Origin of the sequence: Shinella sp. NM-101 (assembly GCF_021401195.1) — a bacterium.
GTDB lineage: Bacteria > Pseudomonadota > Alphaproteobacteria > Rhizobiales > Rhizobiaceae > Shinella.
Genome location: NZ_JACBFT010000007.1, coordinates 47,761 through 72,150 on the forward strand (window position 1 = coordinate 47,761; position 24,390 = coordinate 72,150).

The window sequence follows — 24,390 nt, forward strand, 5'->3', positions numbered from 1 at the left end:
TTCCGCTCAGGCGTGCCCCATCGCCGCGTTCCGCCCGCGCGACACCCAGGCCGCGCCTTCCTGCTGGTGCAGGAAGCCGTTTGAGAAGGGCACGCCCGGATAGACGGATGCCAGTTCCGCGATCGCCTCCGCACCATCCATCCGGCCGTCGAGCACGGCGCGATAGAGGTTGGCCACGGCCACCATGTCGCAGTCCTGCGGCGACAGGCGGACGCGGCAAAGGCCCGCCTCGGCCAGCGGCGCGAGGTCGTCGACCAGCACGGCGCAACTGCTCGACATGGTCTGCACGCCGTTCAGCACGAGGAAGGACTGCCTGTCGAGCGTGCGCAGCGGCAGGCCGTCCGGCTCCTCGCCGCAGATGAACTGGCAATTGTCCTTCGTCAGCCCCTTGGAGCGCGCATGGGCGCAGCGGGCGGAGATGGCGAGCGGCATGCGGCCGAAGGCGAAGAGCTCGAAGGAAAAGCCGGGCATGGCGGCCAGCATCTCGCGGATCGAGGCGGCCGGCAGTTCCGGCGGCAGACAGATGTTCTGCGCCCCGCGCGCGGCAAGCATGCGCGCCGTGGCGGCATTGTAGACATTGACCAGCGGGCCGATGGAATGCGGCCTGCCCTTGAGGAGGCCGAGGGCGGAAAGGTCGTTGGCCTCGACCGGATGGACGCTGTCGCGGATGAGATCGCGGACGTGCCGGCTTTCCCGCTCCAGCGTCACCATGGCGAGCGTCGAGAGCGTCACCCTCTTTCCGGCCGCCTCCAGCCGTTCGATCACCTCGGCGACGTGCGGCTCGCTGAAATGCTGGCGCTTGGAGCAGACCGTCTCGCCGAGCGTGACATGCTCCACCGGCGCCTCGTCGGCGATGCGGAAATAGAAGTCGCGCCATTTCGGCCCGTCCCAGAGGAAATAGACCGGCCCGAGGCTGAGGGCGGGATTTGCTGTCGTCGTCATGCTCTTTCCTATCGCCAGCGCTTGTCGTAGGCGCCCGTGGTGGTGCGCTGGCCCTCGCTCATGGCGCGAAGCCTTGCAACGAGCGCCGCGCGCTCGGCCGGCGCCGCATCGAGCGCCTTCTTCAGCGAGGACACGACCTCCGCGACATAAGCCTTGCCGCGCTGGCGTCCCTCGATCTTCAGCGCCGAGACGCCGGCGGCGCGCAATGCGTCGATCTCGTCGATGACGTCGAGCGAGACCGGGTCCTCGAAGGCGTAGCCCTCGACGTCGCCGATCTCGAAGCGTCCCTTGCAGAGCGTCGGATAGCCGGAGGCCTCGCCGGGGCCGAATCGGTTGATCGTGTAGGCGCCGAGCTCGGAGACGAGGTCCGGGCCGTCCTGCCGGTAGCGCACATGGCTTGCGGGCGAGCAGACGCCGTTCATGTTGGGCGACTTGCCGGTGGCGTAGGAGGAGAGCGAGCAGCGCCCCTCCGCCATGACGCAGAGCCCGCCGAAGGCAAAGACCTCGACTTCGCAGTCGATCTGCCGCGTCAGCCGCGCGATGTCCTGCACGGTGAGGACGCGCGGCAGCACGACGCGCTTTGCGCCGAAGGCCTCGATGAGGAAGCGGATGGCGTCGGCATTGGAGGCCGAGGCCTGCACGGAAACATGCAGCCGCTGCTCAGGGTACTTTTCCGCGACATAGGCCATCAGGCCGAAATCGGCGAGGATCAGCGCATCGGCGCCGAGCGCCACCGCGTCGTCCGCCGCGCGATACCACAGCGCCTCGTCGCCCGCCCGCATGAAGGTGTTGAGCGCGACGAAGGTGAGGACGCGCTTGCTGTGGGCGAGCGCGATGGACTGGCGCAGTTCCTCGCGGCTGAAATTGAGGCCGGGGAAGTTGCGCGCGTTGGTCTCGTCGCGAAAGCCGCAATAGACGGCGTCGGCGCCCGCTTCCACCGCCTCGCGGAAGGCGGCTGGCGTGCCGGCCGGGCAGATCAGTTCCATGTCGCATCCCTTCCTTCGAGCGCCTTGCTGCGGATGTAGCGCGCCGTGCCGGCGACCAGCGGCGAGAACGGCCCGGCAAGGGCGCCGAGCTCGCGCGGCAGGTCGATGGCGCTGTCGTCGAGCGCATTGCGCAGCGCCAGCATCGCCTCCATGTCGCCGGTGACGGAAAGCTCGCGCGAGAAGAACAGCGCATCGGCATCGCACCGCCCCTCCAGGAGCCCGAGCAGCAGCACCAGCGGCCCCTCGATGCGCGCATCCGAAAGGGGCGGCTGGCCGCGCGAGACGGCCAGCGTCCGCGTCGCCGGGACGACGGTGAAATGCAACCGCAGATCGGTTGGCGAGAAGCCGTAGCGGGTCTGCCGGTAGGTATCGAGTCGCTCGAACACATCGGGATGCGCCTTGAGGACGCTGGCGAAAATGGACCGCGCCACCCGCTCCACCAGCCAGATCGGGGCCAGATCGACCGGTTTTGCGAGGAGCGGAGATAGCGATGTCATGGGCGGCCCTGCGAGATACATGTGGCGCGACCCTAGGCAGCCTTGCGCCCGGGGAGTTTGCGCGAGGTCAAAGACCGCAACATTTTTCCCCGGCAAGGAGACGGCATGAAAGCCGATGCTCCCATTCCGCGCCGTTTCGACAGCCTTCAGGATTTCGTCGCCTTGCTGGAACGGCGGGCGCGGCTGAAGCGAATCCGCGAACCGGTCTCGCTCGTTCACGAGGTGACCGAGATCCATCGCCGCGTGCTGGCCGAGGAAGGGCCGGCGCTGCTTTTCGAGCGGCCGGTCGATGCGGCGGGCAATATCCAGCCGATCCCGCTCCTTGCCAATCTCTTCGGCACGCGCGAGCGCATCGAGTGGGGGCTCGGGCTGGAGGCCGGCGGCCTGCCGCACCTGGCCGGCTTCCTTGCGGACCTGCGCGATCCGCGGCCGCCGCGCTCGCTGCGCGACGCCTGGGGAAAGCTGCCGCATCTGAAGGCCGCGCTCTCGATGAACCCGCGCGAGACGCGGCGCCCGCCCTGCCAGGAGATCGTCTGGCGCGGCGGCGACATCGATCTGGGCCGCCTCCCCATCCAGACCTGCTGGCCGGGCGAACCCGCGCCGCTCGTCACCTGGCCGCTCGTCATCACCCGCGCGCCCGACGATCCATCGGATGTCAATGTCGGCATCTACCGCATGCAGAAGCTCGGCCGCGACCGGCTGGTCATGCGCTGGCTGGCGCATCGCGGCGGGGCGCGGCACCACCGGCTCTGGCAGGCGCTCGGGCGCGACATGCCCGTCGCGGTGGTCATCGGCGCCGATCCCGCAACGATCCTGTCGGCCGTGATGCCGCTGCCCGACGGCATGAGCGAGCTTGCCTTCGCCGGCGTTCTCGGCGGCCGGCGGCAGGAAACGGCAAGCGGCCTCACCGTCCCCCTCCCCGTGCCCGCCGGCGCGGAGATCGTGCTGGAGGGCATGGTCTCGGCAAGCGAGACGGCGGACGAAGGTCCTTACGGCGACCATACCGGCTACTACAACGCCGTCGAGCCCTTCCCGGTCCTGACGCTTTCGGCGATCACCATGCGTCGGAGCCCGCTCTATCTCTCCACCTATACCGGCCGCCCGCCGGACGAGCCGTCGCGGCTCGGCGAGGCGATGAACGAGCTCTTCGTGCCGCTGGTGAAGCGGCAGTTCCCCGAGATCCGCGACCTCTGGCTGCCGCCCGAGGCCTGTTCCTACCGGGCGATGGTCGTCTCCATCGACAAGCGCTATCCCGGCCAGGCGCGGCGCATCATGATGGGCCTGTGGTCGATGCTGCCGCAATTCAACTACACCAAGCTGATCATCGCGGTGGACGGAGACATCGACGTCCGGAGCTGGCCGGACGTGATGTGGGCGCTCTCCACCCGCTTCGACGCGAGCCGCGACCTGATGGTGGTGGAGAACACGCCCATCGACTATCTCGATTTCGCCTCGCCGAAATCCGGCCTCGGCGGCAAGCTGGGGCTCGACGCGACGACCAAGATCGGCACCGAGACGGACCGCGAATGGGGCCGGGTGCTGGCGATGACGCCTGACGTGACCGCCCGCGTCGACGGCCTGTGGGCGTCCCTCGGCCTTGCCGGAGATCCGACATGAGCATCGTGCGCGTCGTCGTCGGCATATCCGGCGCGTCGGGCGCGGCGCTCGGCGTGCGCATCACGGAACGGCTGGCGGCGATGCCCGGCGTCGAGACGCACCTCGTCGTCTCGGATGCCGCGCGGCGCACGCTCGACCTCGAATGCCCGCCCGGCGCGCTGGCGCGTCTCGAAACCCTCGTCCACCGCCACCATCCGAACGGGGACATCGGCGCCTCGATCGCCAGCGGCTCCTTTCCCGTCCGCGGCATGATCGTCGCGCCCTGCTCGATGCAGACGCTTTCGGCCATCGCCACCGGCCGCGCCGACACGCTGCTGACGCGCGCGGCCGACGTGCAGATGAAGGAGCGTCGCCGGCTGGTGCTGCTGGCGCGCGAAACGCCCCTCCATCTCGGCCACCTGCGCAACATGTGCGCGGTCACGGAAATGGGGGCCATCGTCATGCCGCCGGTGCCGGCCTTCTATCATCGTCCGCAGTCCGTCGCAGAGATCGTCGACCATCTCGCCGCCCGCGCGATCGACATCATGGCTTTCGCGCCGGCTCCCCTTGCCGAGAGCTGGACGGGCACTGACGAGGCCGGTTGAAGCCTTGCAATAGGGCTTGCGTCCGACAGCCAGTCGTTATCCTATGGCCCGGATTCGACGAAGAGGACGCATTCGATGACCGACAAATCCCCCGCGGACAATTTTCCGGCGGGCTACGAGCCCGCGAAAGTGTGGACCTGGGACAAGGGCAATGGCGGCGCGTTCGCCAACATCAACCGCCCCGTCGCCGGCCCGACCCATGACAAGGAGCTGCCGGTCGGCAAGCATCCGCTGCAGCTCTATTCGCTCGCCACGCCCAACGGCGTGAAGGTGACGATCATGCTGGAGGAACTCCTGGCGGCCGGCCATGCGGGCGCCGAATACGACGCCTGGCCCATCCGCATCGGCGATGGCGACCAGTTCGGCTCCGGCTTCGTGCAGGTCAATCCGAATTCCAAGATCCCCGCGCTTCTCGACCATGCGCCGACGGGCGGCGGCGCGCCGGTGCGGGTCTTCGAATCCGCCTCGATCCTGCTCTATCTCGCGGAAAAGTTCGGCGCCTTCCTGCCCGCCGACCTGCGCGCCCGCACCGAGACCTTCAACTGGCTGTTCTGGCAGATGGGCTCGGCCCCCTTCCTCGGCGGCGGCTTCGGCCATTTCTACGCCTATGCGCCGATCCGCATCAAATACGCCATCGACCGCTACGCCATGGAGGTGAAGCGGCAGCTCGACGTACTGGACCGTCACCTTGCGGACAACCGGTTCATGGCGGGCAGCGACTATACCATCGCCGACATGGCCATCTGGCCGTGGTACGGAACCCTTGCGCAGAACAAGCAATATGGCGACGCCGGCACCTTCCTGGAGGTCGAGACCTACCGCAACGTCCAGCGCTGGACGGCCGAGATCGCCGACCGTCCGGCGGTCCGGCGCGGCCGCATGGTCAACCGGCTGACGGGCGAACCGTCCGAGCAGTTGCACGAGCGGCACGACGCGTCGGACTTCGACACGAAGACGCAGGACAAGATCGGCCCGGCCGAGACGTAAGGAGCAGCCGATGGCGAACCTTCCCGACATGACCAAGCACCGCGGCTTCCCATCCGGGATGCCGGGAACGGGCGTGCAGTTCACGATCCGCCGCGCCAACCCGCGCGGGGTGACGCCGATCAAGGCGCTGCCCCGGCGCGCGCGGCCGGGCACGGCCGAGCACCGCATCGACGCCGCCTTCCTGCACGCGCTCTGGCACCATTTCGGCGCCGAGCCCTTCGAGCGCGGCAATCTCGATGCCGCGCGCCTCAGCCTGCTCTTCGGCCGCGAGGTCGTCGCCGCGGAAAAGGATTTCGACCCGATCTCCTATGAAGCCATGCTCGTCATCGACGAACGGGTGGGCCGCCAGAGCTTCCCCGAATCCTTCGAGGACACGTTCGAGGTTTGACGAGCGGCCCGGCGCGCAAGCGCCGGGCACCTTGAAAAATTGACATAAGCCATTGGAACCGTTTTTCTTTCATCGGCGATTTTTCGCACGAAATCTGCTTGCGCGCATGCGCCTCCCCTGAGAGATAAGTCCTGTAATCCAACCCGGCCGACGCCATGTCCCTGCTTGAAGCCCACGCCCTCTCCCGATCCTTCGGATCGACGAAAGCCCTCGTCGACCTGTCGCTTGCCGTCGATCCCGGCGAGATCGTGGCGTTGATGGGCGCGAACGGCGCGGGCAAGTCGACCTTCGTGAAGATCCTCTCCGGCGTCCTTGCGGCCGACAGCGGCAGCGTCGCCTTCAAGGGGCGCGCCTATGCCCCGCAGACGCCGGCCGAGGCGAGCGCCGCCGGCATCGTGACCGTGCACCAGTCGACCGACCTCGTCGGCATCCCGGGCCTGACGGTGGGCGATGCGCTGCTGCTCAACCGCTTCGTCGACCGCAGCCAGCCCTTCTTCGTCTCGCGCGGCCGGGTGCGCCGGGAGGCACAGGCCATGCTGCGCGAGGCGGGCTTCGACCTGCCGGTCGACCGGGACTTCGCCGAGCTTTCCGCCGCCGACCGGCAGCTCGTCGCCATCGCCCGCGCGCTCGCCAACCGGGCCGAACTGCTCATCCTCGACGAGCCGACGGCGAGCCTTTCCGCCAGCGAATCCCGGCGGCTCTACGCCACGCTGCTCGATCTCAAGCGGCGCGGCATCGCGATCCTCTACATCTCCCACCGCACCGCCGACCTTGCGGCGCTCGCCGACCGCGTCGCCGTGCTGCGCGGCGGGCGCGTGGTCGAGACGTTCACGCGGCCCGTCGATTTCGACAAGGCGATCGAGACCATGATCGGCCGGCCACTCGCCTCCGCGCGGCCCGACGCCCGGCAGGCGGAAGGCGCTCCGGTGTTCGAGCTCGCGGACGCGCGGCTCCTGCCGTCCAGCGAGCCGTTCGGCCTCTCGCTCCATCGCGGCGAGGTGGTGGCGATCACCGGCGTGCTCGGCGCGGGCAAGAGCCGGCTGTTGTCCGCACTGTTCGGCGCCGGCCGGCTCGCCGGCGGCACGATGCGCCTCGACGGCGCGCCCTATGCGCCGCAGACGCCGGCCGAGGCGATCGCCGCCGGCGTCGCCATGGCGGGCGAGGACCGGCACCGCTCCTCGCTGATGCCGGCCGGCTGGCCCGGCGAGACCATCGCCGAGACGATCAGCCTGCCGCATCTTTCCCGCTGGTATCCCGCCGGCTTCATCCGGCCGCGCCGCGAGCGGGAGAAGGCCGAGGCCGCCATCCGGCGGCTCGGCATCCGCGCCGCAGGCCCGACCGCCTCCGTCTGGACGCTCTCCGGCGGCAACCAGCAGAAGGTCGTGCTCGGTCGCTGGGAGGCAGAGCCCGGCCGGCTGCTCCTGCTCGACGAGCCGTTCCAGGGCGTCGACGTCGGCGCGCGCCACGACATCATCACCGCCATCCGCAGCCGCACCGACCGCGCAACCCTGATCGCCACCTCCGATCCGGAAGAGGCCATCGAGGTCGCCGACCGCGTGCTGGTCATGGACCACCACACCATCAGCGAGAGCAACGCACGATGAGCACCGCCCCCGACCAGTCCATCGCGAACGGCAGCGACCGCGCCCGGGAATTCCTCAGGGCCGGCGCGGTCTTCATCCTGCTCTTCGTCATGGTGGCCGGCTTCACCGCCGCCCAGCCGGCCTTCATCACCATCAACAACCTGATGAGCATCCTGCAGGCCGTCTCGGTCGTCGCCATCCTCGGGGCCGGCGTCACGGTCACGCTCGCGGTCGGCGGCTTCGACCTGTCGATCGGCGCGGTCGCCGCCTCCAGCGTCATGGCGGCGAGCTACTTCATGATCGTCTGGGGCCTCGGCGTCTTCGCCACCGTGCCGCTGGTGCTGCTGCTCGGCGCGGCCGTCGGCCTCCTCAATGCCTTCCTCATCGTCCGCCTCAAGGTGCCGGACCTGCTGGCGACGCTCGCGGTGATGTTCCTGCTCACCGGCCTCCAGCTCATCCCGACCGCCGGCCGCTCCATATCGCCCGGCCTCATCCTGCCCGACGGCTCGACCGCCACCGGGAAATACGATCCGCTCTTCCTGCTGATCGGCCGCTCCAGCCTGTTCGGCGTGGTGCCGCTGCCCGTCGTCATCATGGCGCTCGTCGCCGTCGCGCTCTTCGTCCTGACCGAGCGCACGCGCATCGGCCGGCTGCTCTTTGCGACCGGCGGCAACGAGCTGGCGACGCGGCTGGCCGGCGGGCCGACGGACCGGCTGAAGACGCTCGCCTATGTCCTTTCCGGCGCGCTCGCCTCGCTCGGCGGCATCGTGGTGGCCGCCCGCGTCGGCCGCGGCGACGTCTCCTCCGGCGCGTCGCTCCTGATGGATTCGGTCGCTGCCGCGCTGATCGGCTTTGCCGTACTCGGCCTGCGCCGGCCCAACGTCTTCGGCACCATCGTCGGCGCGGTCTTCGTCGGGGTGCTGCTGAACGGCCTGACCATGCTGAACGCGCCCTACTATGCGCAGGATTTCGTCAAGGGTGCCGTCTTGGTCGGCGCGCTGGCGCTGACCTATGGCGTTGCCCGCGGGCGACGCTGATTTTCCATAACGAAACCGGGAGACACCCATGAATGCAATCCTGAAATCCCTGACCGGCGCCGTCGCGGGCGCCCTGCTTGCAGCCGGCACGGCCGCGGCCGGCGGCATCGCGGGCGCACCGGCGCCCTTCGACAAGGGCGATGTCGACATCGCCGTCGTCAGCTTCCTCGGCTCCGGCGACTGGCTTCAGGCCTTCGAGGCCGGCGTGAAGCGCCAGGCCGACGCGCTCGGCGTCAAGCTGACGATCTCGCAGGCGCGCAACGACAACGACACCCAGCGCAGCCTGATCGAACAGGCGATCAACCTCGGCGTCGACGGCATCATCATCAACAACGGCCGCCCGGAAGTGCTGCAGGACGTCGCCCAGAAGGCGCTCGACGCCGGCATCAAGGTCGTCGCCTACGACGTGAACCTCGACAACGAGCAGATCCCGCAGATCGAGCAGTCGGACGCCGACATGGCCCGCCTCGTCCTGGAGCAGGCGGTGAAGGACAAGGGCGACGGCTTCGTCGGCGGCGCCGTCTATGTCGCCGGCTTCGCGCCGCTCGACCGCCGCTACGCCGTCTGGCAGGACTTCGTGAAGAAGCACAACCTCACGGAGAAGGCCGTCTGGGGCGTCGTCAACGACACCGTCCCGGCCTCCGTCGCCGACCAGACCAAGGCGATCCTGCGCGCCAACCCGGACATTTCCGTCATCTTCACGCCGTGGGACGAGTTCGCCAAGGGCGTCAAGCTCGCCATCGACGAGCTGGGCGTCTCGCAGAACGTCAAGATCTACGGCGTCGACATCTCGACGGCCGACATCCAGCTCATGGCCGAGCCAGACAGCGCCTGGGCCGCGACCGCCGCGACCAACGCCGCCGTCGTCGGCGAGGTTTCCGTGCGTGCGGTCTCGCTGGCGATCGCCGGCCAGTTTCCCGGCCGCTCGGTCCTGCTCCAGCCGACGCTCGTCACCCGCGACGACCTCGTGAAGAACGAGATTTCGACGATCGAGGAGCTGCAGCAGAAATTCCCGGCCTTCCTGAAGAGCGATGCGGCCACCGCGTCCTGGATCCCGGCCGTCAACTGAGACCCGCGGGTGCCGCGCGAGCGGCGCCCCTTCCCCATCCCTGAAAGCAGATACCATGAGCCTCATCGCCCCGGACTTTTCCCGCAACATGACACTGATCGGTCATTCCGACATCGGCGGGCGCGGCGACGGGCTGCAGCTCATGGTGCACCGCGGCTTTGCCTATGTGGCGCATCCCTGGTCGCAGGGCTTTTCGATCATCGACGTGCGCGACCCGAAGAACCCCGGGAACGTCACCTATGTCCCCGCGCCGGCGAACACCTGGAACATCCATCTCCAGACCCATGACGACCTTCTCCTCGTCATCAACGCGCTCGATCTCTTCGCCGATGTCGAGACCTTCTCCGACGAGAAGGCCTATTACACGAAGTCCGTCGGCGAGACGGTGGCGGGCGCGAAGACGAAGCGCGCCTGGACGGCCGGCATGACGGTCTACGACATTTCCACGCCCGACCGGCCGCGCAAGATCGGCCAGCTCGACGTCGACGGCGTCGGCTTCCACCGGCTGTGGTATGTCGGCGGGCGCTATGCCTATGCCTCGGCGCTGCTCGACGGCTTCACCGACTATATCTTCGTCACCATCGACATGGCCGACCCGACGAGGCCGGAACTCGTCGGCCGCTGGTGGCTGCCGGGCATGAACAAGGCGGCCGGCGAGACCTCCAATGCGCCGGAGGGCCGGCGCCATGCGCTGCACCACGCGCTGGTGCACGGCGACACGGCCTATGCCTGCTGGCGCGACGGCGGGCTGACGCTGCTCGACATCACGGACCATTGCGCGCCGACGCTGATCAAGCACCACAACTGGTGCCCGCCCTATGGCGGCGGCACCCACTCGCCCCTGCCGCTCGTGGAGCGCGGCCTGCTCGTCGTCGCCGACGAGGCGGTGCTGGACAACGAGGAGGACGGGCGCAAGCACACCTGGGTCTTCGACATCCGCGCGCCGTCGAACCCGATCAGCATCTCGACCTTCCCGATCCCGGACGAGATCGACTACACGAAGAAGGGCGGCCATTTCGGCCCGCATAACCTGCACGAGAACCGGCCGGGCAGCTTCGTTTCCGACACGCTGATCTTCGCCACCTGGCAGAATGCCGGCATCCGCGCCTTCGACATCTCCGACCCCTACCGCCCCGTCGAGACCGGCGCACTCGTGCCGGCCGCCCCGCGGACGATGACCGACAAGCGCCCGGGCCGGCCGCAGGTCATCCAGTCGGCGGACGTCTTCGTCGACGCACGGGGGCTGATCTATGCGACCGACTACAATGCCGGGCTCGAAATCATCGAATACGGCGGCTGAGCCTGCGGCCCGTCATGCGGGCGGCCGGTCGAGGCGGCGCCCTTCCTCGTCGAAGAGGTGGAGCCTCTCCTGCGGCAGGTCGATGCGCACCGTCGCGCCGGGGGTGAGCATGGCGCGGTCGAGCGTGAAGATCTTCAGCGGCACGTCGTGCACGCTCACATGCATGATGATGCCGAAGCCGGTCGGCTCGATGAGGTCGACCTTGGCCTCCAGCGCACCGCCCCCGGCGATCGCCACATGTTCCGGGCGGATGCCGAGCGTTGCCGCCGCGCCGCTTTCGAGGCCCGCCATCCTGCGGACGGGCAGCATCACGCCGTTTGCGAGCCGCAGGTCGGCCCGGTCGCCGGAAACGATATAGCGCCCCTCGAAGAAGTTCATGCCGGGCGAGCCGATGAAGCCCGCGACGAAGAGGTTGGCGGGGCGGTCGTAGAGGTCGAGCGGCGAGCCGACCTGCTGTACCACGCCACCATGCATGGCGACGATGCGGTCGGCGAGCGTCATGGCCTCGATCTGGTCGTGCGTCACGTAGATGGAGGTGGCGCGCAGGTCGCCGTGCAGTTTCTTGATTTCGGCGCGCATCTGCTCGCGCAGGCGCGCATCGAGGTTCGACAGCGGCTCGTCGAAGAGAAAGGCCTTCGGCTGGCGCACGATGGCGCGGCCCATGGCGACGCGCTGGCGCTGGCCGCCGGAAAGGGCGCGCGGGCGGCGCTCAAGGAGCGGGTCGAGCCCGAGCTTCGCGGCCGCGCCGCTGACGGCGCTGGCGATCTTCTCCTTGGTGGAGCGGCGAAGGCGCAGGCTGTAGCTCATGTTGTCGGCAACGCTCATATGCGGATAGAGCGCGTAGGACTGGAACACCATGGCGATGTCGCGGTCCTTGGGCGCAAGATCGTTGACGCGCTTGCCGTCGATGCGGATGTCGCCGGCCGTGACCTCCTCAAGGCCGGCGATCATGCGCAGCAGTGTCGATTTTCCGCAGCCGGAGGGGCCGACCAGCACGATGAACTCGCCGTCCCTGATGGTGAGGTCGACGCCGTGCAGTACGGGAAAGGCGCCGAAGCTCTTGCGGATGCCCTCGATATCGATGGAAGCCATGGAAGGTCCTTTCAGCCTTTGACCGCGCCGGCCGTCAGGCCCTGCACGAGATAGCGCTGGATGAGCAGGAAGAAGAGGCAGGCCGGGATGAGCGCGAGAATGCCCGCCGCCATCATCTGCCCGAAATCGACGGAGAATTTCGAGACGAAGGTGAGAAGCCCGACCGGGAAGGTCGCCGCGTCGTTGCCCGAGATCAGCATCAGCGCGAAGAGCAGCTCGCTCCAGGCGGCGGTGAAGACGAAGCCGAGCGTGGCGGCGATGCCGGGCAGGGTCAGCGGCAGGATGATCTGGCGGAAGGCGATGAACTGCGTCGCCCCGTCGATCATCGCCGCCTCCTCCAGGTCCTTCGGGATGCCGTCGAAGAAGGACTGCATGAGGAAGGTCGCGAACGGCACGTTGAAGGCGGTGTAGACGATGACGAGGCCGGTCAGGCTGTTGGTGAGGCCGAGTGGCGAGAGCATCTTGAAGATCGGCGCGACCAGCATGACGAGCGGGAACATCTGCGTGATCAGCATCAGCGCGACGATCCAGTATTTCGCCCGGAAGCGAAAGCGCGACAGTGCGTAGCCGGCAAGCGAGGCGAGGATCGTCACCGTCACCGCGGTCGAGCCCGCGACGATCAGGCTGTTCTTGAAGAAGGTCGGGAAGGCGCTGTGGGCGATGACGAAGGTATAGTGCTCCAGCGTCGCGCGCGACGGCCACATGCGCACGCCCTCGCTGTAGAGCAGGTCGTTCGGCGTCACCGACACCTTGAGCAGCCAGAAGAGCGGAAAGAGCGCGAAGGCGATATAGGCGAGGATTGCGAGCCGGTGCGCGACGGTGAAGGCGATTTTGCGGGTTCGCATGGCGTCAGTCCTTGTTGAGCAGCGTCTGGCGCAGAAGCACGATCAGCAGCGAATAGACGAGAAGCAGGACGAGCAGCACGAGCGCGATGGCCGAGGCATAGCCGAAATCCAGCCGCTTGAAGGCCTGGGTGAAGATGTAGCTCGCGACGATCTGCGTGCGGTCGGCCGGCCCGCCATTCGTCATCACGACGATGAGGTCGGCGAAGTTGGAGATCCAGACGGTGCGCAGGAGGATGGTGATGGCGATGGTCGGCGCGAGGAACGGCAGCGTGATCGAGACGAAGCGCTGGACCGGCCCCGCCCCGTCGATGCTCGCGGCCTCGTAGAGATCGCGCGGGATCGCCTGCAGCGCGGCAAGCAGGGTGATCGCGAAAAAGGGAATGCCCCACCAGACATTGGCGACGATCGGCCCCCACATGGCAAGCTGCGGATCGGACAGGATGTTGTTGGGCGCGTCGAGAATGCCGAAGGCATACATCCAGTGCGGCAGCGGACCGATGACAGGGTTGAAGAGCCAGGCCCAGTTGAGGCCGGCAAGGAAGCTGGGCACCGCCCAAGGCAGGAAGCAGAGCGCCTGCGCCAGCCCGCGGCCGGCAAAGGGCTTGTCCAGCAGCAGCGCGAGGATGAGCCCGAAGACGAATTGCAGAAAGACCGAGGCGCCCGTCCACCAGAGCGTGTTGCGCAGGGCCCGGAAGAAGGCCTGGTCCTGCCCCAGCGCCCGGAAATGATCGAGCCCGATGAAGCCGCCGGAAAAGGGATTGAGAAGCTGGATATCGCGGAAGGCGTAGGAGATGCCAAGCACCAGCGGCACCAGCATCACGGCGACGATCAGGATCAGCGCCGGCGCGCTGTAGAGATAGGGCTCCGCAGCATCGGCGAACCGCTTTCTGAACGGCCGCGTGGCCGGGTGATAGGCAGCATGGGTCATCGTCTCGCTTCCGTCAGGCTTGCGGGGCGTTTCGTGGAAGAAGCCGGACGGAGCCTCGTTCTCCGTCCGGCGGCTCCCGGCGTTATTGCTTCGCCAGGAACTTCTGCTGCGCCTTGGTCAGGTAGTCCGCCCACTGATTGGCGAGGTCTTCCGGCGTGATGTCGCCGAGAAGGGCCTCCTGCGAGGTCTTGATCACCAGCGAATCCTTGAAGAAGGCGAATTCCTCCAGATGCGTCGGCATCACGGTCGGCACGGCATCCTTGTCCTCAAGCTCGGCGAACCAGCCCTTGAACTGCTCGCTCGAATAGAACGGATCCTTTTCCGCCGACGTGTGCACCGGCAGCGCGCCGGTGCGCTTGTTCCACTCGATATTGCCCTCCGGCCCTTCGAGCGTCTCGATCAGCTTCCAGGACAGGTCCTTGTTGGCGCTGGAGGCGAACATCGACCAGCCGGCAAAGCCGATGGTCGGGAAGGTCTTGCCGTCCGGGCCCTTCGGCATGGTCATGATGCCGTAGTCTTCCGCCTTCATGCGCTCGGCGATGGCGATGAGCGCATCCGGGTCCTGGTCGAGGAAGGCGCAGGTGCCGGAATAGAAGCCCGCGACGATCTCGTTGAAGCCCCAGTTGACGCTGTCCTTCGGCGCATAGCCGTTCTTGTAGAGGTCGATCAGGAAGGTAAGGCCCTTGACCCAGCCCTCGCTGTTGAAGGTGGAGGTGCCGTCCTCGTTGAAGAATTTGTTGGAGCCGGCCATGGAGGCGCCGAACATCACCCAGCCGTTGAGGCCGCCCGGCCCGCCGCGAAGGCAATAGCCGTACTTGCCCGGCAGGGCCGAGACCTTCTTTGAGGCTTCGGCGAATTCGTCCAGCGTCTTCGGCGGCTCGGAAACGCCGGCCTCGGCCAGCAGCTTCTTGTTGTAGAACATGGCGCGAAGATAGAAGCCGTAGGGCAGCATGTAGGCCGTGTTCTTGATGTCGCGGCCGAGTTCCAGGGCGCGTGCCGTCAGGCCCGGCGTGTATTCCCATTTTTCGAGATAGGGCTCCAGGCTCTCCAGCATGCCGTTATTGGCGTAGAGCGACAGCCAGGTGTCGGGCATTTCCATGACGTCCGGCACCTCGCCGGCCGAGACCATGGTCGCGAATTTCTGGAACGCCTCGCCCCAGGGCAGCGAGATGATCTCGACCTTGGTGCCGGGATTGGCCGCCTCGAACTTGCCGACGATGGATTTCAGCGTTTCCGTGCGCTCGGGGCTGGTGATCACCTCGACGAGCTTCAGCGTGGTATCGGCCAGCGCGCTGGAAGCCATCAGCGTGCTGAGAAGCGCCGCAGTCAGAAGTCTTTTCATGGTCGTTCCCTCTTTTCGTTTTGATTGATCGTTCGACGTCAGTTTTCGGTCGCGGCTTCCATCGCCGCTTCCAGATCCCTCCACAGGGCCTCGGTTCCCTCCAGGCCGACATGGAGACGCACGGACCGCGCATCGATGCCGAAGGCATGCGCGGAATTCGGTTGGGCCTTCTGCTGCAGAACCACCTCGCCCGGCACGATCAGGCTTTCGTGTCCTCCCCAGGAAACGCCGAGCTTGAAAAGTGTGAGGTGATCGGCGAAGGCGCGGATGTCGACGTCCTCGCGGAAGGTGAAGGAGAAGAGGCCGGACGTGCCGGTGAGCCCCGGCGGCAGGCGATTGGCGAGCGCCGGATGAAAGACCGTATCGACGATATCGAGCGCCTGCAGGCGCCTTGCGATGTCGAGCGCCGAGGCCTCGTGCGCCTTCATGCGGATCGGCAGGGTGCGAAGGCCCCGGACCAGCAGCCAGGCATCGAAGGGCGAAAGCTTGCCGCCGAGATAGGGATAGGCCTCCGCGCGGATGCGGCCGATGAGTTCCTTCGAGCCGGCGACAACGCCCGCGACGACGTCGCTGTGGCCGCCGAGATATTTCGAGGCGGAATGCAGCACGAGATCGACGCCGAGCGTCAGCGGCCGCTGGAAGACGGGGCTCGCCCAGCTGTTGTCGATGACGCTGATAACGCCGTGGCGCTTCGCAAGCGCGGCGAGCGCGCCGACGTCGTGCGCCTCCATGACCCAGCTCGTCGGGCTTTCGAGATAGAGGAGCTTGGCGCCCGGCAGGGCTTTCGCGACTGCCTCCTCGTCGCGCCCGTCGACATAGGTCACCTCCACCTTCATGCGCTTCAGGTGCGTGCCGAACAGGCGGAAGGCATCCGGGTAGCAATGGCGCACGGCGACGATGCGGTCGCCCGGCTCGACGAAGGAGAGCACGGTGGAGGAGATCGCCGCCATGCCGCTGGCAAAGCCCAGCGCATCCTCGCCGCCTTCGAGCTTGGCCAGCATCTCCTCGAAGGCGCGCACCGTCGGGTTGAGGCCGCGCGTATAGATCGGCCGGACGATCTCGCCGCGATAGGCGGCGACCATCTCGTCATAGCTGCCGAAGGTGAAGAGCGAGGTCTGGACGATGGGCGGCACCACCGCATCGAAAGCGTTCGTCGCGTCATGGGCGACGGTGAGGGAGGCAAGGTCGAACGGATCGGCTCCGTTGATCATCGGGACATTTCCTTGATGTCTTCCTCGACGACTTCGAGGATCCTGAGGGTTTCGATGCGCGCGGTCTCGGGGTCCTCGGCGGCGATCGCATTGAAGAGCGTGCGGTGGAACGGGAAGGAGCGGCGGGCGAAATCCGGCCGGTCGAACGGCTTTTCCCAGAAGCGCTCGAAGGCGCCGCGCATCTGTTCGAGAAGCTGCTTGAAGAGCGGGTTGTGCGTGGCGTCGTAGATGGCGAGGTGGAAGGCAAGGTCTTCCGGGCCGGAGCTGCCCTTGGCGATATGGACGCGCTCCATCGCGTCCAGCTTCGCCTCGATGATGGCAAGGTCCTGCGGCGTGCGCCGCCGCGCCGCCACCATGTTCGCCTCGCATTCGAGCCCGCGGCGGACCTCCAGCGTCTGGAGCAGCACGTCGCGCAAATGCGCCGCGTCGAAGGAGAGCGGCATGTGCACGGTGGCGGTGGTGACCGGCTTCAGGAGATAGGTGCCGCTGCCCTTGCGGCTTTCGATGACGCCGAGCGCCTGGAAATGGCGGATCGCCTCGCGGATGGTCGAGCGGCCGACCGCCAGCGCCGCCATGAGCTCGCGCTCGGCCGGCAGGCGGTCGCCTGCCTGAAGGCTCGCCCGGTCGATATAGGAGGCCAAAGCCTCCGTCACCTGCCGCGCCCGGTCGATGGGCGGCAAAGGCGCGATCTGCGGCCTGTCGCGAGTTCCGATTGGCATGATGCCAATTCCCCTGTTTCGTGCCAGCTTCTCGAATTGGTCTGACATCTTAGCATTATGCGGCACGGTCCGGCTGTCAAGCCCGGCCGTCGACCGGATTGTTGCGGGGACTTCCGTTTGGATACTGGAGGGGAAGGTCGTTCTTCGGGCGCCGCGCTCTGTCTTCATGAAGGACCAGCGAAGCGCCTTTCCGGCCGTTCCCGGAGGTCCCCTTGCGTGCAAACAGCATGGCCGCACCGCATCATCCGGGCGAGCCAGACCCGGATGGCGCGGAGACCGCGTTCGGCCTTGCGTGCCGGCGACCGGCGGGCGGCGCCTAGCCGGCGGACGGTCCGTCCCGCAGCATGGCGATGATGGCGGAGAAGTCCTTTTCGCCGAGCCCCTCGTCCGCGAAGCGCTGATAGAGCGCGGCCGCCTTGGCGCCGAGCGGGGTCGTGACGCCGGTGTCGTCCGCCGCCGCCTGCGACAGCTTCAGGTCCTTGAGCATCAGCGCCGCGGCGAAGCCCGGTTCGTAATCGTGGTTGGCGGGCGAGGTGGGGACGGGACCCGGCACCGGGCAATAGGTGGTCAGCGACCAGCATTGCCCGGACGAGACCGCGGCGACGTCGAACAGCGCCTGATGCGAGAGGCCGAGCCGCTCGCCGAGCACGAAGGCTTCGCCCACGGCGATCATGCTGATGCCGAGGATCATGTTGTTGCAGATCTTCGCTGCCTGGCCGGCGGAGGCGCCGCCGCAATGGATGATCTTCCGGCCCATCGCCTCGAAGACCGGCTTTGCCCCGGCAAAGGCCCCGGCGTCGCCGCCCACCATGAAGGTGAGCGTGCCGGCCGAGGCGCCCCCGGTGCCGCCCGAGACGGGCGCGTCGAGCGCCGGACAGCCATGCGCCTCGGCCAGCGCATGGGCCTTGCGGGCGCTCGCCATGTCGATGGTGGAACAATCGATGAGCAGCGTGTCTGACGGCACGGTGGCGACGAGCTCCTGCCACACCGAAAGCACATGCGTTCCGGCCGGCAGCATGGTGATGACGAGATCCGCGCCGGAAACCGCCTCGCCGATCGAGGCGACGGTCGCCACGCCGTTTTCCCGCGCAAGATCGAGCGAGGCGGCGGAAAGGTCGAAGCCGCGCACGGCATGGCCGACCTTCACGAGATTTGCGGCCATCGGGCCGCCCATATGGCCGAGGCCGATGAATGCGATGGAGCTCATGGGCGTTCTCCTTTTCCCGTTGCGCCGGCAAAAAGCGGCTTTGCCGGCGGCTCGAAGAAGGCGGCGACGTCCCGCTCGGTGACGTCGGCCAGTTGCGCCGGATGCCAGCGCGGATTGCGATCCTTGTCGACCACCGCGGCCCTGACGCCCTCGTAGAAATCGTGGCTGCGCAGCACCGCCGCCGTGGCAGCGAATTCCCGTTCCAGGCAGGCTTCCAGCGAGGCCTCCCGGCGCCCGAGTCGCAGCAGGCGCAGCGTCACCTTCAGGCTGAGCGGCGATTTCATGCGCAGGATGCCGAGCGCCCTTGCGGCGAAGTCCGATCCGTCCCGCTCCAGCGCCGCGAAAATCGCCTCCACCGTGTCGAAGGCGAAAAGCCGGTCGATCAGCACTCGCTGCCCGGCGATCTCTCCCGGCGGCGGTGCTTCCGCGAAGGCGGCAATGGTGGCCGAGACATCGGCATGGGAGGCGGTGGCCGGCAAGCCGGACAGCTTTTCGGCCAGTGCCGGCAGGCGCGCCGAAGGCACATGGCTGTCGGCAAGCCCGAAGGCGATCACGTCGCCCGCCGCAAGCTGCTCACCGGTGAGCGCGGCATAGGTGCCGAGTTCGCCCTTCCCGCGCGTCAGGAACCATGAGGCGCCGACATCGGGGAAGAATCCGATGCCGGTCTCCGGCATCGCGAACCGCGTCCGCTCCGTGACGATGCGATGGCTGCCATAGACCGAAACGCCGACCCCGCCGCCCATGACGATGCCGTCCATGAAGGCGATATAGGGCTTTGCCAGCCGGGCGAGGCGCGCATTCATGCGGTATTCCTCGCGCCAGAAATCGACGGGCTCCGGCGAGCCGGCCCTGCCGCCGTCATAGATCATGCGGATATCGCCGCCCGCGCATAGCCCGCGCTCGCCCTCGCCGGTGAGGAGCACGGCAGCGACCGCGGGATCGGCCTCGAAGGCGTCCAGCGCTGCCTGGATGTCCCGCACCATCGCAAGCGTCAGGCTGTTGAGCGCCTTCGGCCGGTTGAGCCGGATGCGCCCGAGCGCGCCGGTGCGGTCGATCAGGGTCTCAGATGTGGAGGGCATGGCCAAGGGCTTTCAATGCGGCCTCCTGGAGACCTTCGCTGCGGGTCGGATGGGCGTGGATGGTGCCGGCGATATCCTCCAGCCGCGCGCCCATTTCGAGCGCCAGCGAAAACGCGCTGGAAAGCTCCGATATACCGGCGCCGACCGCCTGAAGGCCGAGCACGAGGTTGGTGTCCGCACGCGCCACGGCGCGCACGAAGCCATCCTCCGACTGGGTCGTCATGGCGCGGCCGTTGGCGTTGAAGGGGAAGAGGCCGACGCGGACCTCGTAGCCCTGCGCGCGCGCCTCGTCGGGCGAAAGGCCGGCGGTGACGATCTCGGGATCGGTGAAGCAGACGGCGGGGATAGCGCGCTTGTCCCAGACGCGCTTGCGCCCGGCGACGATCTCCGCGACCATCTCGCCCTGCGCCATGGCGCGATGCGCCAGCATCGGCTCGCCGGTGACGTCGCCGATGGCGTAGACGCCGCGCATCGAGGTGCGGCAATGCTCGTCGATGCGGATGAAGCGGCCGGCGCGGTCGAGGTCGAGTTCTTCGAGGCCCCAGCCTTCCGTGCGCGGCCTGCGGCCGACGGTGACGAGCACCTTGTCCGCGGCGATCCGCTCCTCCTTGCCGGCAATCTCAACCGCCAGCGCCTCGCCCGAATAGTTCTTCGCCTTCGCGCCGGTCAGCACGCGCACGCCGAGTTCGCCGAGACGCTTGGCGACGGGCTTGACGAGTTCGCCATCGTATTGCGGCAGGATCTGCGCCATCGCCTCGACCACCGTCACCCGCGCGCCGAGCTTGGCGAAGGCGGTGCCGAGCTCCAGCCCGATATAGCCGCCGCCGACGACGGCAAGCGATTTCGGAACCTCCGGCAGCGACAGCGCCTCGGTGGACGAAAGGACCGCCCCGCCGAAGGGCAGCGCCGGCAGTTCGACGGGCTCGGAGCCGGTCGCGATCACCACCGTCTCGGCGCGGATGAGCTGGGTTCCCGTCTCGGTCTCCACCTCGACCGTCTTGCCGTCGCGGAAGCGCGCCGCGCCGTGCACGATCTTCACCTTGGCCTTGCGCAGGAGGCCGAGCACGCCGCTGTTCAGCCGGCCGACGATGCCGTCCTTCCAGCGGACGGTCTGGGCAAGGTCGAGCCGCGGCGTCTCGACGGTGATGCCGAGCGCGTTGAGGCCCGCAGTGTGGCGGAGCCTGTCGAATTCCTCCGCCGCATGGATCAGCGCCTTGGAGGGGATGCAGCCGACATTGAGGCAGGTGCCGCCGGCCTTCGTCTTCTCGACGATGACGGTATCGACGCCGAGCTGGCCGGCGCGGATGGCGCAGATATAGCCGCCGGGGCCGGCGCCGATGACGAGGAGCTTGCAGACGATCTCTTTCATGTCATCAGCCTTCGATGAAGATCAGCGCGGGGGTTTCGAGAAGCGCCTTGAGCCGCTGGACGAAGACCGCCGCATCCCAGCCGTCGACGATGCGGTGGTCGAAGCTCGACGACAGGTTCATGATCTTGCGCGGAATGAACTGGGTTCCGTCCCAGACGGGCCGCATCATGATCTTGTTGACGCCGACGATCGCCACTTCCGGATGGTTGATGATCGGCGTCGTGACGATGCCGCCGAGCGCGCCGAGCGAGGTGATGGTGATGGTCGAGCCGGAAAGCTCCTCGCGCGCCGCCGTGCCGTTGCGGGCGGCATCGGCAAGGCGAACGAGCTCGGCAGCGCTGTCCCAGATCGACCGCGCCTCGGCATGGCGCACGACCGGCACCGTCAGGCCGGCCGGCGTCTGCGTGGCGATGCCGATATGCACGGCACCGTAGCGCGTGACGATGCCGGCATCGTCGTCGAAGGTGGCGTTGACGCCGGGCTGCTCGGCGAGCGTCCTCACCAGCGCCCGCATCAGGAAAGGCAGGATGGTGAGCTTCTGCTGGTCGGGCTTGCGGCCGGCATTCATCGTGGCGCGCAGGTCCTCCAGGTCGGTGACATCGACCTCCTCCACATAGGTGATGTGGGGAATGCGGGAGGCCGCAAGGCGCATCTTCTCGGCGATGCGGCGGCGCAGGCCCGTGACCTTGATCTCCTCCGTCGCGGTCCTGCGGGCAAGCCCTGCCGGTGCGGCGGCGGGCTGGCCCCCACGCGCGATGAACCGGTCGAGGTCGTCATGGGTGATGCGGCCGGCCGGGCCGCTGCCCGATACCTGCCGCAGATCGACGCCGGCCTCCTGCGCCCGCAGCCGGACAGCGGGCGAGGCAAGCGGCTTTGTCTCCAGCATTGCCACTCTTCCCTTCTCCCCAGCGGGGAGAAGGTGGCCCGCAGGGCGGGATGAGGGGGGCGGCTCGCTCGGCGGCGGGGACGGCTCTTTCGCAACTTGCGGCGAGGCCCCCTCATCTGCCCTTCGGGCACCTTCTCCCCGCTGGGGAGAAGGGGTTTCCTCGGCAACGGCCTCGCCTTCGCCGGCAACCTCGATGCGCAGCAGCGGCGCCTTGACGGCGACGATGTCGCCGATCTCGGCGCCGAGCCAGAGCACCACGCCGTCGACCGGAGAGGGTATCTCCACCGTCGCCTTGTCGGTCATGACGGCGGCGAGCACCATGTCCTCGCGCACCGGATCGCCCGGCTTGACGTGCCATTCCACAAGCTCGGCCTCGGCCACGCCCTCGCCCACATCGGGCATCTTGATGACGAACTCGCCCATCCTCAGCCCTCCATCACTTCCTGCAGCGCCCGGCCGACGCGGGCAGGCCCCGGGAAATAGTCCCATTCCTGCGCATGCGGATAGGGCGTGTCCCAGCCCGTCACACGCACCACCGGCGCTTCGAGGCTGTAGAAGCAGTGTTCCTGAACCAGCGAAACGACCTCGCCGCCGAAGCCGGAGGTCAGCGTCGCCTCATGCACGACGACGCAGCGGCCGGTCTTCTTCACCGACTGCACGATGGTGTCGAGATCGAGCGGCAGCAGGCTGCGCAGGTCGATCACCTCGGCGTCGATCCCCGTTTCCTCAGCGGCGGCGAGCGCCACATGCACCATCGTGCCGTAGGCGACGACGGTGACGGCGCTGCCCGGCCGGCGGATTTCCGCCTTGCCGATGGGGATCGTGTAGTGCCCCTCCGGCACCTCGCCGAGCTCGTGCTTCGACCAGGGCGTGACGGGCTTTTCGTGATGGCCGTCGAAGGGGCCGTTGTAGAGGCGCTTCGGTTCGAGGAACATCACCGGGTCCGGGTCCTCGATGGCCGCGATCAGCAGGCCCTTGGCGTCGTAGGGATTGGAGGGGACGATCACCTTCAGCCCGCAGACATGGGTGAACAGCGCCTCCGGGCTCTGGCTGTGCGTCTGGCCGCCGAAGATGCCGCCGCCGGTCGGCATGCGTACGACGATGGGGCAGGTGAAATCGCCGTTGGAGCGGTAGCGGATGCGCGCCGCCTCCTGGGTGATCTGGTCGTAGGCCGGGTACATGTAGTCGGCGAACTGGATCTCGACGCAGGGCTTCAGCCCATAGGCCGCCATGCCGATGGCCGTGCCGAGGATGCCGGATTCGTTGATCGGCGCGTCGAAGCAGCGCGTCTTGCCGTATTTGGCCTGCAGCCCCTGCGTCGCCCGGAAGACGCCGCCGAAATAGCCGACGTCCTCGCCGAAGACCACGACCTCGTCGTCGCGTCCCATCGAGACGTCCATGGCGCTGCGCACCGCCTCGATCATCGTCATTCTTGCCATGTCAGTATCCTGCCTTCTGCCGCTGGCGGCGGATATGGGCGGGCATTTCCGCATAGACGCCCTCGAAGATGTCGCGCACCGAGGGCTTGCCGCCCGCATGCAGCGTGCCGTGGCTTTCGGCCTGCTTCTGCGCCTGGATCACCTCGTCGAGGATCTCGGCCTCGGCCTGCGCGTGGCGCTCCTCCGACCAGACGCCGCGCAGGACGAGGTGCTTCTTCAGCCGCAGCACCGGATCGCCGAGCGGCCAGGCCTCGGATTCGGTCTTCGGGCGGTAGGCGCTCGGATCGTCCGAGGTGGAATGGGCGCCGACGCGGTAGGTGACATATTCGATCAGCGTCGGCCCGAGATTGCGCCGCGCCCGCTCGGCCGCCCATTTCGCGACGGCATGGACGGCAAGGTAGTCGTTGCCGTCGACGCGCAGCGCCGGGATGCCGAAGCCGAGGCCGCGGGCGGCGAACGTGCCCGAGCCGCCGCGAGCGATGCCCTGGAAGGTCGAGATGGCCCACTGGTTGTTGACGATATTGAGGATGACCGGCGCCTTGTAAGTCGAGGCGAAGACGAGGGCGGAGTGGAAATCGGATTCGGCCGTCGAGCCGTCGCCGATCCAGGCGGCGGCGATCTTCGTGTCGTTGCGGATGGCGGACGCCATGGCCCAGCCGACGGCCTGCACATATTGCGTGGCAAGGTTGCCGGAGATGGTGAAGAAGCCGTGCGCCTTCGACGAATACATGATCGGCAATTGCCGGCCGCGCAGGGGGTCCGCCTCGTTCGAGTAGATCTGGTTCATCATCTCGACCATCGGATAGTCGTCGGCGATGAGGAGGCCCGCCTGCCGGTAGGTCGGGAAGTTCATGTCGCCCTTGGCGAGCGCCTTGCGGAAGGCGCAGCTCACCGCCTCCTCGCCGAGATGCTGCATGTAGAAGGAGGTCTTGCCCTGCCGCTGCGCCATCAGCATGCGCGCGTCGAAGGCGCGCAGCTTCATCATGTTGCGCAGGCCCGTCAGCAGTTCCTCGTCGGAAAGCAGCCCGGCCCAGGGGCCGACCGCCTCGCCATCGCGGTTGAGCACGCGGATGATGGAATAGGCGAGATCGCGGATATCCTCCGGCGCGACGTCCACCGCCGGGCGCGGTACCGCGCCGGCCTTGGCGATCTTGACGTTGGAGAAATCCGGCTGGCCGCCGGGCCGGACCGCCGGCTCGGGAACGTGAAGGCTCAGATGCGCAACCTCGTTCATGTCCTGTCATTCCTCCCTTGTGGACCGCCCCGCCGCCTCCCTGCGAAGG

The 24,390-nt window shown here is 67.7% G+C and carries 23 protein-coding genes; 8 read left to right on the forward strand and 15 right to left on the reverse strand.

Annotated features, from left to right (window positions below; all coding sequences use genetic code 11):
- Positions 1-6: 6 nt before the first annotated feature.
- Genes L0976_RS14710 through L0976_RS14720 form a run of 3 tightly spaced genes read right to left on the reverse strand, consistent with a single transcriptional unit; the run spans position 7 to position 2,425 of the window.
- Complete coding sequence (locus tag L0976_RS14710) at positions 7-942, reverse strand: U32 family peptidase (protein ID WP_234188061.1); 936 nt, start codon at positions 940-942, stop codon at positions 7-9.
- Between the two features lie 8 nt (positions 943-950).
- Positions 951-1,928, reverse strand: coding sequence for a peptidase U32 family protein (locus L0976_RS14715; RefSeq protein ID WP_203317919.1), 978 nt, complete (start codon positions 1,926-1,928; stop codon positions 951-953).
- Positions 1,919-2,425 carry an SCP2 domain-containing protein gene (locus L0976_RS14720; RefSeq protein WP_203317918.1) on the reverse strand — a complete coding sequence of 169 codons (507 nt, stop codon included), beginning with the start codon at positions 2,423-2,425 and terminating at the stop codon, positions 1,919-1,921. The genes L0976_RS14715 and L0976_RS14720 overlap by 10 nt, the downstream gene beginning before the upstream one ends.
- 105 nt (positions 2,426-2,530) lie before the next feature.
- Between L0976_RS14720 and L0976_RS14725 the strand changes: the two genes are divergently transcribed.
- The 8 genes from L0976_RS14725 to L0976_RS14760 all read left to right on the forward strand — a co-directional run bounded on the left by L0976_RS14725 (position 2,531) and on the right by L0976_RS14760 (position 10,990).
- Entirely contained in the window at positions 2,531-4,042 is a 1,512-nt protein-coding gene (locus tag L0976_RS14725) for a UbiD family decarboxylase (protein ID WP_234188062.1), read from the forward strand.
- Positions 4,039-4,626, forward strand: a complete 588-nt coding sequence (locus tag L0976_RS14730) for a UbiX family flavin prenyltransferase (protein WP_234188063.1) — start codon at positions 4,039-4,041, stop codon at positions 4,624-4,626. The genes L0976_RS14725 and L0976_RS14730 overlap by 4 nt, the downstream gene beginning before the upstream one ends.
- Before the next feature lie 75 nt (positions 4,627-4,701).
- Positions 4,702-5,613: a glutathione-dependent disulfide-bond oxidoreductase gene (gene yghU, locus L0976_RS14735; protein WP_234188064.1), complete on the forward strand. Its 912-nt coding sequence runs from the start codon at positions 4,702-4,704 to the stop codon at positions 5,611-5,613.
- Positions 5,614-5,623: 10 nt separating this feature from the next.
- Positions 5,624-6,001 carry a hypothetical protein gene (locus L0976_RS14740; protein WP_234188065.1) on the forward strand — a complete coding sequence of 126 codons (378 nt, stop codon included), beginning with the start codon at positions 5,624-5,626 and terminating at the stop codon, positions 5,999-6,001.
- Positions 6,002-6,156: 155 nt separating this feature from the next.
- The gene (locus L0976_RS14745) at positions 6,157-7,605 is read left to right on the forward strand and encodes a sugar ABC transporter ATP-binding protein (protein ID WP_234188066.1); all 1,449 of its coding nucleotides are present in this window, start codon (positions 6,157-6,159) and stop codon (positions 7,603-7,605) included.
- Positions 7,602-8,621 (forward strand): ABC transporter permease, encoded by a 1,020-nt coding sequence (locus tag L0976_RS14750; protein ID WP_203317912.1) that lies wholly within the window; start codon positions 7,602-7,604, stop codon positions 8,619-8,621. Before L0976_RS14745 ends, L0976_RS14750 begins: the two co-directional genes overlap by 4 nt.
- A 28-nt stretch (positions 8,622-8,649) precedes the next feature.
- Positions 8,650-9,690, forward strand: coding sequence for a substrate-binding domain-containing protein (locus L0976_RS14755; RefSeq protein ID WP_234188067.1), 1,041 nt, complete (start codon positions 8,650-8,652; stop codon positions 9,688-9,690).
- Positions 9,691-9,745: 55 nt separating this feature from the next.
- Positions 9,746-10,990: an LVIVD repeat-containing protein gene (locus L0976_RS14760; protein WP_234188068.1), complete on the forward strand. Its 1,245-nt coding sequence runs from the start codon at positions 9,746-9,748 to the stop codon at positions 10,988-10,990.
- 12 nt (positions 10,991-11,002) lie between these two features.
- On the opposite strand, the gene L0976_RS14765 is transcribed toward L0976_RS14760, so the two are convergent.
- The 12 genes from L0976_RS14765 to L0976_RS14820 all read right to left on the reverse strand — a co-directional run bounded on the left by L0976_RS14765 (position 11,003) and on the right by L0976_RS14820 (position 24,341).
- A complete protein-coding gene (locus L0976_RS14765; RefSeq protein ID WP_234188069.1) occupies positions 11,003-12,082 on the reverse strand; it encodes an ABC transporter ATP-binding protein in 1,080 nt (359 codons plus the stop codon).
- An 11-nt stretch (positions 12,083-12,093) separates the two neighbouring features.
- Positions 12,094-12,927, reverse strand: coding sequence for a carbohydrate ABC transporter permease (locus L0976_RS14770; protein ID WP_234188070.1), 834 nt, complete (start codon positions 12,925-12,927; stop codon positions 12,094-12,096).
- A 4-nt stretch (positions 12,928-12,931) separates the two neighbouring features.
- Positions 12,932-13,855: a carbohydrate ABC transporter permease gene (locus tag L0976_RS14775; RefSeq protein ID WP_234188071.1), complete on the reverse strand. Its 924-nt coding sequence runs from the start codon at positions 13,853-13,855 to the stop codon at positions 12,932-12,934.
- A gap of 82 nt (positions 13,856-13,937) precedes the next feature.
- A complete protein-coding gene (locus L0976_RS14780) occupies positions 13,938-15,197 on the reverse strand; it encodes a sugar ABC transporter substrate-binding protein (protein ID WP_234188072.1) in 1,260 nt (419 codons plus the stop codon).
- Positions 15,198-15,235: 38 nt separating this feature from the next.
- Entirely contained in the window at positions 15,236-16,408 is a 1,173-nt protein-coding gene (locus L0976_RS14785) for a PLP-dependent transferase (protein WP_234188073.1), read from the reverse strand.
- Positions 16,405-17,127, reverse strand: a complete 723-nt coding sequence (locus L0976_RS14790) for a FadR/GntR family transcriptional regulator (protein ID WP_234188074.1) — start codon at positions 17,125-17,127, stop codon at positions 16,405-16,407. The genes L0976_RS14785 and L0976_RS14790 overlap by 4 nt, the downstream gene beginning before the upstream one ends.
- A gap of 316 nt (positions 17,128-17,443) precedes the next feature.
- Positions 17,444-18,334, reverse strand: a complete 891-nt coding sequence (gene mmsB, locus L0976_RS14795; protein WP_234188075.1) for a 3-hydroxyisobutyrate dehydrogenase — start codon at positions 18,332-18,334, stop codon at positions 17,444-17,446.
- On the reverse strand, positions 18,331-19,413 hold the full coding sequence (locus L0976_RS14800) for an enoyl-CoA hydratase/isomerase family protein (RefSeq protein ID WP_234188076.1): 1,083 nt from the start codon (positions 19,411-19,413) through the stop codon (positions 18,331-18,333). Before L0976_RS14800 ends, mmsB begins: the two co-directional genes overlap by 4 nt.
- Entirely contained in the window at positions 19,397-20,782 is a 1,386-nt protein-coding gene (lpdA, locus tag L0976_RS14805) for a dihydrolipoyl dehydrogenase (protein WP_234188077.1), read from the reverse strand. Before lpdA ends, L0976_RS14800 begins: the two co-directional genes overlap by 17 nt.
- Before the next feature lie 4 nt (positions 20,783-20,786).
- Positions 20,787-22,091 (reverse strand): dihydrolipoamide acetyltransferase family protein, encoded by a 1,305-nt coding sequence (locus L0976_RS14810; protein WP_234188078.1) that lies wholly within the window; start codon positions 22,089-22,091, stop codon positions 20,787-20,789.
- Between the two features lie 2 nt (positions 22,092-22,093).
- Positions 22,094-23,107 (reverse strand): alpha-ketoacid dehydrogenase subunit beta, encoded by a 1,014-nt coding sequence (locus tag L0976_RS14815; protein ID WP_234188079.1) that lies wholly within the window; start codon positions 23,105-23,107, stop codon positions 22,094-22,096.
- Position 23,108: 1 nt separating this feature from the next.
- Complete coding sequence (locus tag L0976_RS14820) at positions 23,109-24,341, reverse strand: 3-methyl-2-oxobutanoate dehydrogenase (2-methylpropanoyl-transferring) subunit alpha (protein WP_234188080.1); 1,233 nt, start codon at positions 24,339-24,341, stop codon at positions 23,109-23,111.
- Between the last annotated feature and the right edge of the window lie 49 nt (positions 24,342-24,390).

What these genes read in the sequence shown, in the direction of transcription:
- L0976_RS14780 (WP_234188072.1), bottom strand. Translation starts at nt 15,197, where the DNA reads ATGAAAAGACTTCTGACTGCGGCGCTTCTCAGCACGCTGATGGCTTCC.
- L0976_RS14765 (WP_234188069.1), bottom strand. Translation starts at nt 12,082, where the DNA reads ATGGCTTCCATCGATATCGAGGGCATCCGCAAGAGCTTCGGCGCCTTT.
- L0976_RS14775 (WP_234188071.1), bottom strand. Translation starts at nt 13,855, where the DNA reads ATGACCCATGCTGCCTATCACCCGGCCACGCGGCCGTTCAGAAAGCGG.
- L0976_RS14790 (WP_234188074.1), bottom strand. Translation starts at nt 17,127, where the DNA reads ATGCCAATCGGAACTCGCGACAGGCCGCAGATCGCGCCTTTGCCGCCC.
- L0976_RS14730 (WP_234188063.1), top strand. Translation starts at nt 4,039, where the DNA reads ATGAGCATCGTGCGCGTCGTCGTCGGCATATCCGGCGCGTCGGGCGCG.
- L0976_RS14720 (WP_203317918.1), bottom strand. Translation starts at nt 2,425, where the DNA reads ATGACATCGCTATCTCCGCTCCTCGCAAAACCGGTCGATCTGGCCCCG.
- L0976_RS14760 (WP_234188068.1), top strand. Translation starts at nt 9,746, where the DNA reads ATGAGCCTCATCGCCCCGGACTTTTCCCGCAACATGACACTGATCGGT.
- L0976_RS14800 (WP_234188076.1), bottom strand. Translation starts at nt 19,413, where the DNA reads ATGCCCTCCACATCTGAGACCCTGATCGACCGCACCGGCGCGCTCGGG.
- L0976_RS14750 (WP_203317912.1), top strand. Translation starts at nt 7,602, where the DNA reads ATGAGCACCGCCCCCGACCAGTCCATCGCGAACGGCAGCGACCGCGCC.
- yghU (WP_234188064.1), top strand. Translation starts at nt 4,702, where the DNA reads ATGACCGACAAATCCCCCGCGGACAATTTTCCGGCGGGCTACGAGCCC.
- L0976_RS14755 (WP_234188067.1), top strand. Translation starts at nt 8,650, where the DNA reads ATGAATGCAATCCTGAAATCCCTGACCGGCGCCGTCGCGGGCGCCCTG.
- L0976_RS14745 (WP_234188066.1), top strand. Translation starts at nt 6,157, where the DNA reads ATGTCCCTGCTTGAAGCCCACGCCCTCTCCCGATCCTTCGGATCGACG.
- L0976_RS14810 (WP_234188078.1), bottom strand. Translation starts at nt 22,091, where the DNA reads ATGGGCGAGTTCGTCATCAAGATGCCCGATGTGGGCGAGGGCGTGGCC.
- L0976_RS14715 (WP_203317919.1), bottom strand. Translation starts at nt 1,928, where the DNA reads ATGGAACTGATCTGCCCGGCCGGCACGCCAGCCGCCTTCCGCGAGGCG.
- lpdA (WP_234188077.1), bottom strand. Translation starts at nt 20,782, where the DNA reads ATGAAAGAGATCGTCTGCAAGCTCCTCGTCATCGGCGCCGGCCCCGGC.
- L0976_RS14710 (WP_234188061.1), bottom strand. Translation starts at nt 942, where the DNA reads ATGACGACGACAGCAAATCCCGCCCTCAGCCTCGGGCCGGTCTATTTC.
- L0976_RS14740 (WP_234188065.1), top strand. Translation starts at nt 5,624, where the DNA reads ATGGCGAACCTTCCCGACATGACCAAGCACCGCGGCTTCCCATCCGGG.
- L0976_RS14815 (WP_234188079.1), bottom strand. Translation starts at nt 23,107, where the DNA reads ATGGCAAGAATGACGATGATCGAGGCGGTGCGCAGCGCCATGGACGTC.
- L0976_RS14820 (WP_234188080.1), bottom strand. Translation starts at nt 24,341, where the DNA reads ATGAACGAGGTTGCGCATCTGAGCCTTCACGTTCCCGAGCCGGCGGTC.
- L0976_RS14785 (WP_234188073.1), bottom strand. Translation starts at nt 16,408, where the DNA reads ATGATCAACGGAGCCGATCCGTTCGACCTTGCCTCCCTCACCGTCGCC.
- mmsB (WP_234188075.1), bottom strand. Translation starts at nt 18,334, where the DNA reads ATGAGCTCCATCGCATTCATCGGCCTCGGCCATATGGGCGGCCCGATG.
- L0976_RS14770 (WP_234188070.1), bottom strand. Translation starts at nt 12,927, where the DNA reads ATGCGAACCCGCAAAATCGCCTTCACCGTCGCGCACCGGCTCGCAATC.
- L0976_RS14725 (WP_234188062.1), top strand. Translation starts at nt 2,531, where the DNA reads ATGAAAGCCGATGCTCCCATTCCGCGCCGTTTCGACAGCCTTCAGGAT.